This window comes from Pseudomonas sp. O230 (assembly GCF_045447035.1).
In the GTDB taxonomy this organism is placed as follows: domain Bacteria; phylum Pseudomonadota; class Gammaproteobacteria; order Pseudomonadales; family Pseudomonadaceae; genus Aquipseudomonas.
The window spans coordinates 12,124-28,255 of the sequence record NZ_JBJGXN010000004.1 but is presented as its reverse complement, the minus strand read 5'-3'; the positions used below and the strand labels follow the sequence as shown (position 1 = coordinate 28,255).

At 60.6% G+C, this 16,132-nt stretch carries 11 protein-coding genes, 1 tRNA gene and 2 pseudogenes; 6 read left to right on the top strand and 8 right to left on the bottom strand.

Going from position 1 to position 16,132, the window contains the following annotated elements:
- Position 1: 1 nt before the first annotated feature.
- Entirely contained in the window at positions 2 to 1,219 is a 1,218-nt protein-coding gene (locus ACI77H_RS09020; protein WP_407011593.1) for an MFS transporter, read from the bottom strand.
- Between the two features lie 323 nt (positions 1,220 to 1,542).
- On the opposite strand from ACI77H_RS09020, the gene ACI77H_RS09015 reads away from it, so the two are divergent.
- A complete protein-coding gene (locus ACI77H_RS09015) occupies positions 1,543 to 3,600 on the top strand; it encodes a methyl-accepting chemotaxis protein (protein ID WP_407011591.1) in 2,058 nt (685 codons plus the stop codon).
- Positions 3,601 to 3,716: 116 nt separating this feature from the next.
- Positions 3,717 to 3,793 (top strand) — tRNA-Met (locus ACI77H_RS09010).
- Between the two features lie 282 nt (positions 3,794 to 4,075).
- Here the strand turns inward: ACI77H_RS09010 and ACI77H_RS09005 are convergent.
- Positions 4,076 to 5,185 carry a DUF2817 domain-containing protein gene (locus tag ACI77H_RS09005; protein ID WP_407011590.1) on the bottom strand — a complete coding sequence of 370 codons (1,110 nt, stop codon included), beginning with the start codon at positions 5,183 to 5,185 and terminating at the stop codon, positions 4,076 to 4,078.
- A 152-nt stretch (positions 5,186 to 5,337) separates the two neighbouring features.
- Here ACI77H_RS09005 and ggt point away from each other — a divergent pair, with 152 nt between their 5' ends.
- Entirely contained in the window at positions 5,338 to 7,170 is a 1,833-nt protein-coding gene (ggt, locus tag ACI77H_RS09000) for a gamma-glutamyltransferase (RefSeq protein ID WP_407011589.1), read from the top strand.
- 139 nt (positions 7,171 to 7,309) lie between these two features.
- Here the strand turns inward: ggt and ddlA are convergent, their stop codons facing one another.
- From ddlA to ACI77H_RS08970, 6 genes and pseudogenes are all read right to left on the bottom strand, one after another.
- On the bottom strand, positions 7,310 to 8,404 hold the full coding sequence (gene ddlA, locus ACI77H_RS08995; protein ID WP_407011587.1) for a D-alanine--D-alanine ligase: 1,095 nt from the start codon (positions 8,402 to 8,404) through the stop codon (positions 7,310 to 7,312).
- 10 nt (positions 8,405 to 8,414) lie between these two features.
- Positions 8,415 to 9,056: a LysE family translocator gene (locus tag ACI77H_RS08990; protein WP_407011586.1), complete on the bottom strand. Its 642-nt coding sequence runs from the start codon at positions 9,054 to 9,056 to the stop codon at positions 8,415 to 8,417.
- Between the two features lie 64 nt (positions 9,057 to 9,120).
- Entirely contained in the window at positions 9,121 to 9,726 is a 606-nt protein-coding gene (locus tag ACI77H_RS08985; RefSeq protein ID WP_407011585.1) for a flavin reductase family protein, read from the bottom strand.
- A 57-nt stretch (positions 9,727 to 9,783) separates the two neighbouring features.
- Positions 9,784 to 10,218: pseudogene (locus ACI77H_RS08980) on the bottom strand (methyl-accepting chemotaxis protein); the annotation flags it as partial.
- 153 nt (positions 10,219 to 10,371) lie between these two features.
- Positions 10,372 to 11,010, bottom strand: a pseudogene (locus ACI77H_RS08975) (PAS domain-containing protein); the annotation flags it as partial.
- Positions 11,011 to 11,229: 219 nt separating this feature from the next.
- A complete protein-coding gene (locus ACI77H_RS08970) occupies positions 11,230 to 12,543 on the bottom strand; it encodes an MFS transporter (RefSeq protein WP_407011584.1) in 1,314 nt (437 codons plus the stop codon).
- 200 nt (positions 12,544 to 12,743) lie between these two features.
- On the opposite strand from ACI77H_RS08970, the gene ACI77H_RS08965 reads away from it, so the two are divergent.
- From ACI77H_RS08965 to ACI77H_RS08955, 3 genes are all read left to right on the top strand, one after another.
- Entirely contained in the window at positions 12,744 to 14,162 is a 1,419-nt protein-coding gene (locus ACI77H_RS08965; protein WP_407011582.1) for a short-chain fatty acid transporter, read from the top strand.
- Positions 14,163 to 14,394: 232 nt separating this feature from the next.
- A complete protein-coding gene (locus ACI77H_RS08960; RefSeq protein ID WP_407011969.1) occupies positions 14,395 to 14,715 on the top strand; it encodes a hypothetical protein in 321 nt (106 codons plus the stop codon).
- Between the two features lie 181 nt (positions 14,716 to 14,896).
- The gene (locus ACI77H_RS08955) at positions 14,897 to 16,069 is read left to right on the top strand and encodes a hypothetical protein (RefSeq protein WP_407011581.1); all 1,173 of its coding nucleotides are present in this window, start codon (positions 14,897 to 14,899) and stop codon (positions 16,067 to 16,069) included.
- Positions 16,070 to 16,132: the final 63 nt, after the last annotated feature.

Sequence of the window (16,132 nt, the reverse complement as noted above, 5' to 3'; positions counted from 1 at the left end):
CTTAGGCCTTTTTGGTTCTTGGCAGCAAGATCGCCAACACACCCAACAGCGGCAGGAACGAACACAGGAAGTACACGTACTCAATGCCATGCACGTCCGCCAAGTGCCCAAGCAACGCTGCGCCAATCCCGCCGAAACCGAACATCAGTCCGAAGAACACCCCGGCGATCATCCCGACATTGCCCGGCACCAATTCCTGTGCATAAACCACGATGGCTGAGAATGCAGAGGCCAGGATGAAGCCGATCACCACGCTGAGAATGCTGGTCCAGAACAAATCAACATGCGGCAGGATCAACGTGAACGGCGCCACGCCGAGGATCGAAAACCAGATCACTGCCTTACGCCCGATCTTGTCGCCAATCGGCCCGCCGAAGAAAGTCCCCGCCGCCACCGCCCCCAGAAACAGGAACAAATGCAGCTGAGAACTCGCCACCGACAGGTCGAATTTCTCGATCAGGTAAAAGGTGAAGTAGCTGGTGAAACTGGCCATGTAGAAATACTTGGAGAACACCAGCAACCCGAGCACCACCAGCGCGCTGATGACCCGGCCCTTCGACAAACCATGCGTCGCCGCCTGACCTTGCTTGAGCTTGAACAGGTTCAAGTGATTGGCGTACCAGCGGCTGATCCGGTAGAGCACGAACAGCGCAAACACCGCGAACAAGCCGAACCATGCGACATGGCCCTGACCGAACGGAATGATGATCGCCGCCGCCAGCAAGGGACCGAAGGCCGAACCCGCGTTACCGCCGACCTGGAAAGTCGATTGCGCCAGACCGAAGCGCCCACCCGAAGCCAGTCGCGCCACGCGAGAAGCTTCCGGGTGAAACGTCGAGGAACCGATGCCGATCAACCCCGCCGCCAACAGGATCATCGGAAAGCTACCGACCACCGACATCATCAAAATACCAATCAACGTGCACACCGTCCCGGCCGGAAGTAGCCAAGGCTTGGGATGACGATCAGTGTGGTAACCGACCCACGGTTGCAACAGCGAGGCCGTCAACTGAAAGGTCAGGGTGATCAGTCCGACCTGGGTGAAGGTCAGGCCGTAGTTGGCCTTGAGCATCGGGTAGATCGACGGCAGCACCGACTGAATCAGGTCGTTGATCAAATGAGCCAGCGCCACCGCACCGATGATGCGCATGACCAAGGGGCTGCTTTGTGAAGTCGCGGATGCCGACGTCGCGCCGTTCTGGGCATTACTAATAGCCATGGGAGTTTCCGTACAACAGATGGGTGCACACGGGCAGGTGCGTCAATGTGCCATTTTTCAGTGCAGCAGCGCCATCCCCTTAGCCAGCTAACGAACTAAATCCGTGAGTAATAGCGCAACGCCATGGTCTGAATCTTGCCTTGTTTATCCGCTTCAACGCGGCGCCCTTACAAAGGGCACCGAGAATGGGAAGTTTCGCTACAGAGTCGGCCTACAGAGCTGACGAGGGTGAACTTTCGAGGCCTTTAAAAAGGGCACGAGTCGCGGTCGCAACGACTTCGACGCACGCCATCGGTGCGTGGTGTCCAGAGGAGTCATGGGGCATGCAGGCTTTTTTATCTCCGGGGATCGGGTTGCTGGGGCGTTTCGGCTTCGCCCGTAAATTTCAGTTGTTGTTTCTGCTGTTTATCCTGCCGCTGGCGGGTAGCCTGCTGATGATCGGTCAGGACTATCGCGCCAAACTGAACCTGATTTCCGGCGAGCGTGCCGGGGTTCGGCAACTGCTCGCACTGGATGCACTGGATAACCTGCTCGCCGCCCAGCGTGACCGCGCCGCGCGCTGGCGTGCCACCGAGACCAATCGCCAGCCGACACCGGCCACCCTCGCCGCGATGGCCGCGTTTGACTCGGTTCAGCCGGCTGTCGCGCAAGCCACCACGGGCCTCGGCAACGCCTTGCAAACCGAAGGCGCCGAGGGCGAAACCCTGGCCCGCTTTCAAGCCCTGCAAACCGCGCTCAACGGCCTCGACTCGAAAAGCCTGAGCAGCGTCGGCTGGTGGCCGGACGGTTACGACCGTTTCACCAATGCCTTGAGCGCTTTGCAAGCCTTGCGCGAGCAGATCGCCATGGACAATCGCCTGACGCTCGCGCCATGGCTGGAAACCTACCTGTTGACGCAAATCTCGACCCAACACGCGCCCGACCTGATCGAGCGCGTCGGCCGTCTGGCCAGCGTCGGCCAGGCGTCGGTGGTGTCCGGGCAATTCACCCTGCAAAGCCGTCTGCAATTGCGCGACCTGCGCAGCCGCATCGGCGACGCCCGTGAGCAACTGGTCAAAACTGCTGGCCTGCTGGAAGCGCGTCTGCCCAGTGCCTTGCAGACTTGGGCCGGGCAATACCATGACAGCCTCAAACACCTCGACGCCGAGTTGAAAGTCCTTGATGACGGCGTGTTCGGCGGCAGCATCAAACTCAAGCCCGAGGAGTTCGAACGCAGCCTGGACAGCCTGCTTACCGACCTCGCTTCATTGCGTCAGCAATCGTTGGTCTCGCTGGATCAGCGTCTGGATTACTACCATGGCTCGGCGATCCGCCAGTTCATTGTGGTGGCGGCGATTTTCGGTTGCCTGCTGCTGGCCGCGTTGTACCTGTTCATCTGCTTGCAGGCTTCGATCCGCCGCAGCGCCAGCGGCATCACGCTGCTGGCCGAAGCCTTGCGCGACGGCAATCTGAGCCTGCAAGTGCCGATTGAAGGCCGCGACGAACTGGCGGCGATCAGCACCGCGCTCAACGTCGCCGTGGTGCAACTGCGCAACAGTCTGTTGGGGGTCGATCACGAAACCTTGCAGCTGAGCAATGCGGTGCGCACGCTCAACCACCATTCCAGTGGCGCCTTGGGCGAGGTCGAAGCCCAGCAATTGCAGATCAGCCAGATCGCGGCGGCAGCAACACAATTGGCCGCGACCTCTCAAGGGGTTGCCCAGAGTTGCGAACAGGCCTCCGGCAGCGCTCAGCACACTCAGCGCATCGCCGCCGACAGCAGCCGTGACAGCCAACGCACCACGGCGAGCATTCAGCAGCTCAACCAGCGTTTGAACGAAACGGCTGCCGCACTTGGGCGGGTCAGCGAACAAGGCCAGCAGATTCAGTTGGTGGTCGACACCATTCGCGGCGTCGCCGAGCAGACCAATCTGTTGGCGCTCAACGCGGCCATCGAAGCCGCGCGTGCGGGTGAACAGGGCCGTGGCTTTGCGGTGGTGGCCGATGAAGTGCGCAGCCTGTCGCAACGCACCCAAACGTCCACTGCGCAGATCGCCGGCACCGTCGACAGCTTGCGTAACACGGTGAATGAAGCCGTGAGCTTGATGGAAGCTGCCTGCGGCCAAGCGCAATCCGATGCGCAAGCAGTCACCGGCCTCGGCGAGCGACTGGGAGAAATCGCCAGCGCCGTGCAGAGCGTCACCGACACCCTGGCGCAGATCGCCACGGCGGTCGATGAGCAAGCCACCACTGCCGACGAAGTCAGCGGCAATATCCAGCAAGTCGATCAGGCGGCTGTCCGCTTGCTCGAAGGCGCGCGGGCAGTGAACCTGGCTGCGGACACCTTGAGCCAGGGCAGCAAGGCCTTGAGTGCCAATACCGGGAGATTTCAGCTCGGCTGACGCCCTCCCCCGATCCGGTTTTTTGGCTCAGATGGATAAGCGGTTGAAAGCGTAGAGAAATATTTTAGATTTACGCTTGACGCATCTGCATTACCGGTGAATAATGCGCGCCACTTGGCTACATAGCTCAGTTGGTTAGAGCATAGCATTCATAATGCTGGGGTCCGGGGTTCAAGTCCCTGTGTAGCCACCAAGTACTAAAAACGGCTTACCGAAAGGTAGGCCGTTTTTTTATGCCCGGAGAAAACTGCACAGATTCTTTGTGCCGACACAAATCCTGTAGGAGCCCGGCTTGCAGGCGATGAGGGCCTCGAGCCTTGTATCGACTGCGAGCTCGCCATCGCTGGCAAGCCAGCTCCTACACGGGCATCTATCGTGCGCTAACTCTTTGCCCGACACAAAACCTGTAGGAGCCGGCTTGCCGGCGATGGCGGCCTGACGGCACAACAAAACCTTAGCCGGGCCACGACGTCGGTCAGCAATTTATCACCGTCAACGCCGACAACCCCCGCTCCCATATCTGCCACGTACGCAACCAGACCATCGCCTGCCAGTCGCTGTCGGCGGGATAGAACTGTTCCAGCAGATTCAGTTTGATTTCGCGCCCCACGGCATCGCCGGGATTGCCGTGCAGATGCAACCAATGGTCGTCGCGCAAATGACGATGAACCTCGGCCCCCGGATAGGTCCCGCACTCGATCACGAAGGGCATCAATCGCACCTGCGGCAAGGCGTCAATCAACGCCTGCGAGGTGTAGCCGGTGGCCGTCGCCGCCACGCCGGTTTCGCTCAGCGTGTTGGCACCGGTCAGCAGCGTGTAGAGCCACGGCCCATAGATCGCCTGTGCATCCGGTAACGCGGGATAAGCGGACTCGGTGATGGTCAACAACATCGGATGGCCATATTCCCCGGCGCCAGTGTGCAAGTCGAAGCACATCGCAACGTCGGCGTGGGCGACATGCTTTTGAAGGATCCGGTGCAACGTGCGGTTCGACCAGCTCGGCGCCCGCCCGCCATAAAACAACCCATCGGGATGACTGTGCTGACCGCCCTCGACAATCGACATCACCGCCGGCCAGCCGTGTTCGCGGATCTGCTGCTCGAGCAGCGCATCGGCACGATCACGCTCGGGCCCTTTCAGCTCAGTGCAGGCATAGATTTCATGCAGCGCGGCGTAGGCCCGGTTGTCCGGCAGCGGATGTTCGAAGTTCAGGTGATTGCGGTTAAGGTCGATGTTGTCTTCGTTAACCCGGCGCAACCACGCCGTGCCCCAGGGATTGATCAGATGAACGAACACCACCGCGACATCGGCCGGCAGTGAACGCTTGCCCAACTCCTGCAGCCATTTGATCTGACAGCCCGAACCATAGAAACCTTCGACCCCGTGAGTGCCGCTCAACGCGATCAGCACGCGTTTGGCACCCGGATCGCCGAGCACCGCCACATCGGTGCTCAACGGTTCATCGAACGGCCCTTTGAGCGGGTGCGGATACTCGGTCAGCGTCGCTCCGACCGTGGTCGCCGCTGCCAGAAATTGTTCACGCTGGGTACGATAGCCGGGCTGGGTGGGAAAGTCGGTCTGCATGTCTGCCTCTTGTTTATTTTCTGGCCTGCCTGTTGTCCTCGACCCTACAGAAAATCGGTCAATGGATGAAGGACTAAACGTCCGGTGGTTTGCGTCGCTTCCTGTCGGCCGATAAAGTCCCCTGATCTTTTCCCACGGACGGAGTGCCCCGCGTGTTCTCAACCTTTCACTTAAGTCGCTATCGCTTGTCAGCCCTTTCGCTGATTGCCAGCGCTTTAACCCTAGCGGCGTGCAGTGCCCCGCCCTCCTCGGCATTACCGGTCGCACCGGAAGCCGCCTCGGGCTATCGCACCGACCTGCAAAACCGCCATGCCTCGAAACACATGGCGGCAGCAGCCAACCCGCTCGCGGCGCAAGCGGGGCGAGAGATGCTGCGCCAGGGCGGTTCGGCAATCGATGCGGCGATTGCGATGCAAGCGGTGCTGACACTGGTCGAGCCGCAATCCTCAGGCATCGGTGGTGGCGCGTTGATTGTGTTGTGGGATGGCAAAGCCGTGCGCACATATGACGGTCGCGAAACCGCGCCGGCCGGCGCCACCGAGAAGCTATTCCTGCAGGCCGACGGCACACCGATGCCGTTCACTCAGGCGCAGATTGGCGGTCGTTCGGTGGGCACGCCCGGCGTATTGCGGGCGCTGGAACTGGCCCATCAGAAACACGGTCGCCTGCCTTGGGCGCAGCTGTTCGAACCGGCGATCAAACTCGCGGAACAAGGCTTCGCCATCTCACCGCGCCTGCATCAGTTGATTGCTTCGGACTCGTCCATGCGGCGTTCGCCAGACATGATGGCGTACTTCCTGAACGCCGATGGCAGCCCGAAAGCCGTCGGCACCTCACTGAAAAACCCGGCGCTGGCCGCCGCGTTCAAGCGCATCGCCAAGGAAGGTCCCGATGCGCTGTACAAAGGCCCCATCGCGCAGGAAATCGTCGCCAAGGTTCAGGGCCACGCCAACCCCGGGAGCCTGTCGCTGAACGACCTCAACGGCTACACCGCCAAGGAACGCGCGCCGTTGTGCAGCGATTACAAACGCTGGCAAGTCTGTGGCATGCCGCCACCGTCGTCGGGCGGGATCGCCGTGGCGCAGATTCTCGGCACCTTGCAAGCCTTGGAAACCCGCGACCCGCGTTATGCCCTGGCGCCACTGAAGCCGGTCAAAAGCCCCCAACCTGCCGGCATCGAACCGCCCCCTGAAGCCGTGCACCTGATCGCCGAAGCCGAGCGCCTCGCTTACGCCGATCGCGCACAGTACGTCGCCGACAGCGACTTCGTGCCCGTCCCGGTCAAAGGTCTGGTTGACCCGACCTATCTGGCCAGCCGCGCCGCCCTGATCGGCGATCGCAGCATGGGCGTGGCCAAACCCGGCACACCGCCAGGCATTGAGGTCGCCTACGCACCGGACCGCTCGCCGCTGCGCATTTCCACCTCGCAGGTAGTGGCGGTCGATGACCTGGGCGGTGCCGTATCGATGACCACCACGGTCGAATCCGCGTTCGGCTCGCACCTGATGGTTCAGGGCTTTTTGCTCAACAACCAGATGACCGACTTCTCATTCATCCCCGAAGAAAACGGACAGAAAGTCGCCAACCGCGTCGAACCCGGCAAACGCCCGCGTTCGTCCATGGCGCCGACCCTGATCTTCGACCGCCAGAGTGGCGAATTCCTCGCCACCCTCGGCTCCCCCGGCGGCTCGCAAATCATCGAATACGTCGCCAAATCCACCGTCGGCCTGCTCGACTGGAACCTCGACCCGCAAGCCGCTATCAATCTCCCCAACTTCGGCAGCCGCAACGGCCCGACCGAGCTGGAACAGGGGCAATTCAGCGCAGCGCTGATTCAAGCGTTGAAGGACAAGGGGCACAGCGTGACCGAGATCGACATGACCAGCGGGACGCAGGCGATTGTCCGAGTCAAGGATGCGCAGGGGAAAGCGTCGCTGGTGGGTGGGGCAGATCCGCGACGAGAGGGAGAAGCGTTGGGGGATTGAGTCCTGCATGGCGTGGAAAAGGCTTACCGCGAGGTAGGCTTTTTTTACGGAAACCCCACCCTGATCGTCCAGCTTGCGCAGCGTTTTCCTCTATGAACACGTGACGTGCGCGGACCTTCATGAGGTTAGTTAATTTTTCTCAGCGGGAAATCTTCAGCAACTGCCGCGCCTTGTGCTTTTCCAGCGCCAGCTCAATCAGACGGCTGACCAGTTCGCTGTAGGTCATGCCGGTGGCCTGCCAAAGTTTCGGGTACATGCTGATGCGGGTGAAACCGGGGAGCGAGTTGATCTCGTTGATCAGCACTTCGCCGCTGTCGGTCAGGAACACATCGACCCGCGCCAGCCCGGAACAGCCCAACACCTGAAACGCCTCGACGGCCAGGGCACGAATGCGCTCGCTAACTTCGCTGCTGATGTGAGCCGGGACCACCACTTCAGCGGCTTGTGCGTCGATGTACTTGCTGTCGTAGGAATAGAACCCGCTGCGGATGACGATTTCGCCGCAACCGCTGGCGATGGCGTCTTCGTTGCCGAGCACCGCGCATTCGATCTCGCGGCCACTGACGGCGGATTCGACCAACACTTTCTCATCGAAACCCAGTGCCAGCTCAACCGCCGTCCGGTATTCAGCCTCATCGTTAACCTTGCTCACGCCCACCGAGGAGCCCTGGTTCGCCGGTTTGACGAACAGCGGCAGGCCGAGCTTGCCCTGGACCTCGTTGAACCCTATGCGCCCCGCAGTCGCGCGGGTCAGGGTCACGAACGGCGTGACCGCCAACCCGGCATCTCGCAGCAGACGTTTGCTGATGTCCTTGTCCATGCACACCGCCGATCCGAGTACATCGGAGCCGACAAACGGCAGATCGGCCATGCGCAGCAATCCTTGCAGGCAACCGTCTTCACCCAGGGTGCCGTGGACGATCGGGAAGATCACGTCGATGTGGCCCAGCAGTTCCTGACTCGAGGTTTCCACCAATTGCTGACTGGCCTTGCCCGGCACCACGGCGAGTTCGCGGTTGGACTGGTTGAGGGCGATCAACGCCGGGTTTTCCTGGTTGAGCAGGAAGTTCGACGGATCGTTCAGGTGCCAGTGTCCCTGTTTATCAATGCCGATCAGTACCGGTTCAAAGCGCGACCGGTCCAGCGCATCAACGATGTTTTTCGCCGATTGCAGCGAAACCTCATGCTCAGCCGAACGGCCGCCAAAAATAATGCCTACCCGCAGTTTGCTCATTCAGGATTCCTCAACGATTGGCCACCAGATGCGCACCGAACAACAAATAGCAACTGCCGGCAAAGCGATCCAGCCATGTGCGCGAACGGTCGTACACCCGCGCCATCCGACGGCTGGAGAACAGTAGCGCCACGCTGCAATACCAACTGAACGACAACGTCGCCATAGTCAGTACGGCCAGCGCCAGCAATGGCGGTGGCACCGTCGCAGGCATGGCTGTCGCGAAGATCGTCGCCACGAACAGCGCGGATTTGGGGTTGGTCATGTTGCCCAGAAAGCCCTGACCATACACCGACAGTAACGTGCGCCCCGCGCCGTCAATCGAGTCGGGCTTGCCCGCAACAACGGGCGGTTTACGCCGGAACTGCTTCAAGCCCAGATAGATCAGGTAACAGCCACCGGCAACCTTGAAGCTCAGGTAAAGCGTCGGCGCCGCGCTGAACAGCGATTTGATGCCCAGCCCGCCCGCCAGCCCCCACAGCACTGTGCCAGTGGCCACGCCCAGTGCGGCCATTACGCCGTGGCGCTTGGATTGGCTGGCGGCCAGTTGCGCGATGTTGAAGAAGTTCGGTCCCGGCGTCACCACCGCAACCGTCCACAACAGTGCCAGCGACAACAACGGTGCGGCGTAGCTCAGGTGGGACAGTTCCATGATGTGGGTCGCCTTCTTGGCTTCAGAGGATGTGCCACACAGTGCAACATTTGCCTTCGATTTTCTACTCGCGCGCGTGCAGGGTCTTGCCGTCCACCGGATCACCGATGGTCAGGAAATGCCCACCCGCCACGTGGTGCAAGGTGCGTAACGCATCGTGCCCCTCGAAGTGCCAGCGACCGTCGCTGAACACGCGCTCGTCCGCTTGGGCGGCAATCACTTCGGCCAGGAACAAATCGTATTGCTGGTGGTTGTCGGGTTCCGGCAGCAACCGGCATTCGAGCCAGGCCACGCAGCCTTCGAGCATCGGCGCGTCGATCAACTCGCCGCTGAAGGTCTGCAAATCATAGGTCTGGAATTTGTCCCGGCCCTGGCCCTGAGTCAGCTCCAGGCCGGACGTCGAGCCAACGGTTTGCACGATATCGGCCTGGACGGCGCAGGGTACGTTCAGCACGAACGTGCCCGACGCTTCCAGCAGTTGCCGGGTCCAGGTGGACTTGTCCAGCACTACGGCAATTTTCGGCGGTTCAAAATCCAGCGGCATGGCCCAGGCAGCCGCCATGATGTTGCGCTGCCCGTCATGGGCAGCGCTGACCAGCACGGTCGGCCCATGATTAAGCAGACGATAAGCCTTGGACAAGGGAACCGGGCGGCGGTGGGAAGCGCTCATGGAATCTGCTCCTGGGAAAAGAGCCGATTGTAGCGATATCCGCCCGGTTCGCAGGCATCAAGTCGTTAACTGATTGGCAAACTGCCCGACCGCGCTCACTACTTTCTGCGCGCCGTCCTGAATCTCGACAATCACCGTACCCGCCTCGGCGGCCAGCGCCAGCCCTTGCTCCGCCTGAAGTTTGCCATCAGTCATCAGCGACACCGCGTTACGCGCCATGTCCTGGTTCTGACGCACCACCAGGACAATTTCATCGGTGGCCTGACTGGTGCGCGAAGCCAACTGCCGGACCTCGTCCGCAACCACGGCAAAACCTCGCCCCTGCTCACCGGCACGGGCCGCTTCGATCGCCGCGTTGAGTGCCAGCAGGTTGGTCTGTTCAGCGATGCCGCTGATGGTTTTGACGATGGTGCCGATCACCAGCGACTGTTCGTTCAAGGCCTCGATGCCTTCGCCGGCCGTTTGCATGTGCTTGGCCAGGTCGCGCATCACGTTCACCGCTTGCGTCACCACGGCCGTACCGCGCTGGGCGCTTTGGTCGGTTTGCTGCGAGGTGCCGTAAGCAATGTTCGCCGCTTCAGCGACGGCTTGTTCCTGATTGACCTGATCGGTAATCACTGTGGCGAACTTCACCACTTTATAGAGCTTGTTGTTGGCGTCGATCACCGGGTTGTAGGACGCCTCCAGCCAGACCGTACGCCCGTGGCTGTCGACGCGCTTGAAGCGGCCGGCGATATATTCACCGGCGTTCAGGCGACGCCAGAAATCCTGATACTCGGTGCTGTTGTGTTCCTGCGCGTCACAGAAGGTACGGTGATGTTTGCCCTTGATCTGCGCCAGGCTGTAACCCATGCCGTTGAGGAACCGTTCATTGGCTGCGAGCACGTTGCCAGCGAGGTCAAACTCGATCACCGCCGTCGAGCGCACCAGCGCACCGATCAGGTTCTCGTGCTCACGGGACGCCTCGATGGTGCGGGTCAGGTCGCTGGAAAAAATCGAGAAATGCTTGATCCGCCCGTCCGAGGAACGCACAGGCTGCACGATCGAGCGCAACCAGGCTTCCTGGCCATCGCCACGCAACAAGCGCACCGCGCCGGCAAAGTGCTCGCCACGGGTCAATGCAGCCTTGAAGCGGTGATGGAACTCGTCGGGCTTCACGTGAGACGGAACAATGTCTTCGAGAGGACGATCAATCAGGTCGTGGCTCTTGTAGAGCATCTCGCCGAGAAAATTCTGATTGACCGATTGAATCCGCCCGTCGGGAGCCAGGGTCAGCACCAGCATCTCGCTTTCCAGACTTTCCTTCACTTGCTGAAGGCTGGAGAGTTCTTCGCGAAGAGCCGACAACTCTTGCTTCAAGCGTTTGTTGAACATGGGAAAGCACCGATGGACAGAGATAGAAAGCGGCATGCAGCCTAACCATCGGCCTTGGGGATATTTTCTGAAGAGTGTTTCAGTCTTGTCCTACAAAAATAGTTGTCATATGCGCCGCGCCACCTTCAATCAGATGGCGCCAGCCGCTGGGCAACTGCCGGTTTGGGGCATGCGCGCGCCGAAATACAGCGCGCTGCTCACGCCAACCGCGCCCATCACAGCGCAGAAAATCACGCAGATCCAGGGACTCCACGGCATCAGGCCGATCAGCAACAGTGGTGAGATACTCGCCCACGCGGCGTAGGCAATGTTGTAGGTGAAGGAAATCCCCGAAACGCGAATCCGCGCCGGGAACAGGCTGACCATCACCGACGGCACCGCGCCAACCACGCCACAACTCAGGCCGGCAATCGCGTACGCCAGGCCGATCCAGTGGCTGCCAACAATCAGACTGGTGTAAAGCACGCCGATGCCCAACGGCAACAGCAGGCTATAAAGCATCACGGTGCGCCAGGCGCCGATACGGTCGACCAGCAACCCGGCGAGTACGCAACCAATGTTCAGGAACACGATGCCCAGCGCGCTCAGGGCAAAGGTGTGGCTGGCGGTCATGCCGAAGGTTTTCTGCATCATGGTCGGGGTGATGACTACAAACACCACCACGGCGGAAGTCAGCACGCAGGTGAGAATCATCGCCGGTAGCATCGCCAGTCGATGCTCACGCAGGACTGTGCGCAGTGGCAGTTCGACTGCGGCATCGCGTTTGGCCTGCATCGCCATGAACACCGGGGTTTCGCTGAGCCAACGACGCAGCCAGACGCCGATCACGCCAAACACGCCGCCCAGCAGGAACGGGTAACGCCACGCGTAATCGAGGATTTCCGCCGGGGTGAACGCTTGCGCCAGAAAGGTCGCCGTCAGTGCGCCGATCAGGTAACCGAAGGTCAGCCCGGCCTGCAGGAAACCCAGCGCATAACCGCGATGCCCGGCCGGCGCGTGCTCGGCGACGAACACCCAGGCGCTCGGCACTTCCCCGCCCACCGCCGCGCCTTGCAGAATCCGCAGGGCCAATAACAGCAAGGGTGCGAAATAGCCGATCTGAGCGTAGGTCGGCATGATGCCGATCAACAGGCACGGCAGCGCCATCATCAGAATGCTCAGGCTGAAGACTTTCTTGCGCCCCAGCCGGTCGGCGAAATGCGCCATCAGGATTCCGCCCAACGGTCGCGCCAGGTAACCGGTGGCAAAAATCCCGAAACTTTGCAGCAGGCGCAACCATTCGGGCATTTCCGGCGGGAAGAACAGCTGACTGAGGGTCAGGGCGAAAAACACGAAAATGATGAAATCGTAGATTTCCAGCGCACCGCCGAGGGCTGCAAGGCCGAGGGTCTTGTAGTCCGAACGGCTGAACGGTGCCGGGCGCGAATCGTTATGGGCAGTCATCAAAAGAACTCTGGCGTAGGCAAAAAACCAAGGCGCCCATGGTCTACGCAAACGCCCCAGCGGACAACCCGTTAGACCATAGTCCGGTTTGGGTAAAACTTCGTCACAAATCGTGACCGATTGATTTACTGTTGGCACCTGTCCAGACGGGCCTCTGCGGCCTTGAAGACCACAATAAACATAAAAATCGAGGTACTCCCGTGGCTGCTGATATCGAAGATACCCGCTCCGCTCGTTTTGCCCTGCGCTGTTCAAGTTTTGCCGAACGCTGGTTTCCCGATTCCTGGGTGTTTGCTGCGCTGGCGGTAATTATCGTCGCCGTGGCCACCCTGTTCATGGGCGCCAAACCCACCGATGCGGCGATGGCGTTCGGTGACGGGTTCTGGAGCCTGATCCCGTTCACCATGCAGATGGCGTTCGTGGTGATTGGCGGTTATGTGGTCGCCAGTTCGCCGCCCGCCGTGAAACTGATCGACCGCCTCGCGCGAATCCCCAAGAACGGCCGTTCCGCCGTGGCGTGGGTGGCGCTGATTTCCATGGTCGCGTCCCTGTTGAACTGGGGTTTGTCGCTGGTGTTCGGCGGTTTGCTGGTGCGTGCCCTCGCCCGCCGCGCCGATCTGAAAATGGATTACCGCGCCGCCGGTGCTGCTGCGTACCTGGGCCTTGGCGCCGTGTGGGCCCTGGGCCTGTCGTCGTCCGCCGCGCAATTGCAGGCCAATCCGGCCAGCCTGCCGCCGTCGATTCTGTCGATCACCGGGGTGATCCCTTTCACCCAAACGATCTTTCTCTGGCAGTCCGGGGTGATGTTGCTGGCGTTGATCGTGGTCTCGCTGATCATTGCCTACGCCACCGCCCCCGGCCCGAACTCGGCCCGTGACGCGAAAGCCTGTGGCATCGACCCCAGCTTCAATCTGCCGCCACTGCAACCGCGCACCCGCCCCGGCGAATGGCTGGAACACAGCCCGCTGCTGACGATTTTGCTGGTGCTGCTGGCGGCCGGGTGGCTGTTCCACGAGTTCTCGACCAAACCGGCGATCAGTGCGATTTCCGGGCTGAACACCTACAACTTCCTGTTCATCATGCTCGGAGCCTTGCTGCACTGGCGCCCACGCAGTTTCCTCGATGCGGTGTCCCGCGCGGTACCGACCACCACCGGCGTGCTGATCCAGTTCCCGTTGTACGGCTCGATCGCTGCGTTGATGACCACGGTCAAAGGCTCTGACGCGCAGACCCTGGCGCACCACATCTCGACCTTTTTCGTACAGATCGCGTCCCACGACACCTACGCGCTGCTGATGGGCGTGTACTCGGCGATCCTCGGGTTCTTCATTCCGTCGGGCGGCGGCAAGTGGATCATCGAAGCGCCGTATGTGATGCAAGTGGCCACCGACCTGAACTACCACCTGGGCTGGGCCGTGCAGATCTACAACGCCGCCGAAGCCCTGCCGAACCTGATCAACCCGTTCTACATGCTGCCGCTGCTGGGCGTGCTGGGTCTGAAGGCGCGGGACTTGATCGGCTTCTCGTTCGTGCAACTGCTGGTGCACACGCCGCTGGTGCTGTTTCTGCTGTGGGCGTTGGGAACGACGCTGACGTATACGGCGCCGGTAATGCCGTAATACACGTGATTGCACCTGCTGCGAGGCAGGTGCGATTCGCTCATGCCAATTGCGATCACTTGCCGTTTTGAAGCTGATCGTCACTCCCCCTGATTTGTCCTACGAACAGGCTCGATTGCGCCTGACATACATCCCGGTCGGTTCCTATCTCCAAGCCTTGACTCACTGCGTAGACTCTAAAAGCGCACACACTTTTGCAGTCAAAACAGCACTGACCAAGGATGAATCCATAATGTCTTTAATTTCAAAAACGCTGGAAAACATGATTAACGAAACGTACCAGGACGGTAGGGTTTCGGTCGTTGAATACACCCAACTGCGTGATGAGGCAGACCGCCGCATGGACGCTGTCATCCGGGAGTTCGGCCTGCACAACAACCTGACCGCCCTTCAAAAAGCGATGGATGTCGTGATGCAATTGACCCAGACGTCCATCATTGATGCCAAAAAAGCCAAGTTGACCGATACCGGGGAAGCCATCGTGAAGGACGCGATCATTGCTCAAATAGAGTACGTGCGTGCTGGCGCCCATCTGGCGCTGAAACTGTTGTAATCGGCAATGCCAGTCCGGCTCGCAGACAATCCGTCGAGGGCCGGCCTCCTTTCCCCAAGCCCTGCGAAAACTCCAAGCAGGCCGATGAAAAAAGTGTGTGCATCCACTTTCCTGTGTAACGCCTCTGATCCACTATGGCGCGTACTCCCTTTGTGGGGACCACGCTGAAAAGGATCTGAGCATGTTCAAACTCGCAGCACTCACCCTTGCCGCCCTGACCCTGAGCAACGCCGCCCACGCGGATGCCGATCTGAAGCTGGGCAGCACCGAGCGCGTCACCCGGCTGTTCGCCTACCCCAACAACTGCAACGTGATCTGCTTTCGCAACTGGACGCTGGAGCAAACCGTCGAGCATTACCTGACACAAAGCGTGCAGCGCGATGGTTACAGCGACGCGAAGGTGCAGGTCAAAACCGATAACGATCAGCTCTATGCCGCCATCACCGGGGTACCCCGAGGCTATGAAAAGCCGTTGGCGGCGCTGCTCGATGCCGGCGATCTGGCGTACAACGGCGCCAGCAAGCTGAATGCCGACGGCAAGTGGGCTTATAGCTGGTACTTGTTCCTGCCGCTGGGCATGGCCCTGGAGAACCGTCGAAGTGTCGAGTTGCTGCACTTCCCGCCGGATTATTCGCTGACCCAGGCACAGGATTACTTGAAGTCGGCCACCACTGATCGTTGGGCCACGCTGCTGACGGTCAACGGGATCGCTGCCGATCAGACCCCGGCCTTCCAGACCATCATCGACATCGCGCCGATCGCCGCGCCCTCCAACGCCGGCAAGGATCTGGAAGGCGTCTACGACTACTTCAAGGACTACCAGACCACCATGGTCAAGGAAGTCAGCCAGAACGCCAGCGGGAATGCGCTGCCGATGGTCGCATTCGGTGCGCCGGTGCGTAACTGGATCAAGCAACAATACGGGCCGACTGTGAACGTGCTGGGCCTGGCAACCATCAGTCCGAAGGACGGGGTGAAAGTGCCGGTGCTGGGTTCCAACCACCCGAGCTACATCTGGTACGCCGCCGACCCGGCCAGCTACACCGGTAAAGATGCCCAGGCCCAGGCCGACGCGGCGGGCCTGAAAGTCATGGGCCAGGATTTGAGTGCGGCATGCTGGCAGGCCGCCATGGGCCGCGATCCGGACAGCAATCCAGACATTGAACTGAGAAGTTGCACCCAAACCTGGCAAGTGGCCCAGACAGAAAAAACCTGCGAACTGTTCTACACCTCGATCCGCAACCTGACGCCTGGGCAAGCCACGGCCAAATGCGCGACGACACCGATCAAGTCTCAACTCAAACAGCTCAAGGTCCCGGCGCCTGCGACCGCGTTGCCTGCGCCGCATCTGTAGACAGCTGGCCAGCGTTCTTGCGTAAGCCTTGACTGACGTGGGAACGCGCGCTTTTCCTCTGTC

Coding starts and splice junctions, on each gene's coding strand:
- ACI77H_RS08985 (WP_407011585.1), bottom strand. CDS start 9,726: ATGAGCGCTTCCCACCGCCGCCCGGTTCCCTTGTCCAAGGCTTATCGT.
- ACI77H_RS08960 (WP_407011969.1), top strand. CDS start 14,395: ATGTCTTTAATTTCAAAAACGCTGGAAAACATGATTAACGAAACGTAC.
- ddlA (WP_407011587.1), bottom strand. CDS start 8,404: ATGAGCAAACTGCGGGTAGGCATTATTTTTGGCGGCCGTTCGGCTGAG.
- ACI77H_RS09020 (WP_407011593.1), bottom strand. CDS start 1,219: ATGGCTATTAGTAATGCCCAGAACGGCGCGACGTCGGCATCCGCGACT.
- ACI77H_RS08955 (WP_407011581.1), top strand. CDS start 14,897: ATGTTCAAACTCGCAGCACTCACCCTTGCCGCCCTGACCCTGAGCAAC.
- ACI77H_RS08970 (WP_407011584.1), bottom strand. CDS start 12,543: ATGACTGCCCATAACGATTCGCGCCCGGCACCGTTCAGCCGTTCGGAC.
- ACI77H_RS09005 (WP_407011590.1), bottom strand. CDS start 5,185: ATGCAGACCGACTTTCCCACCCAGCCCGGCTATCGTACCCAGCGTGAA.
- ACI77H_RS09015 (WP_407011591.1), top strand. CDS start 1,543: ATGCAGGCTTTTTTATCTCCGGGGATCGGGTTGCTGGGGCGTTTCGGC.
- ACI77H_RS08990 (WP_407011586.1), bottom strand. CDS start 9,056: ATGGAACTGTCCCACCTGAGCTACGCCGCACCGTTGTTGTCGCTGGCA.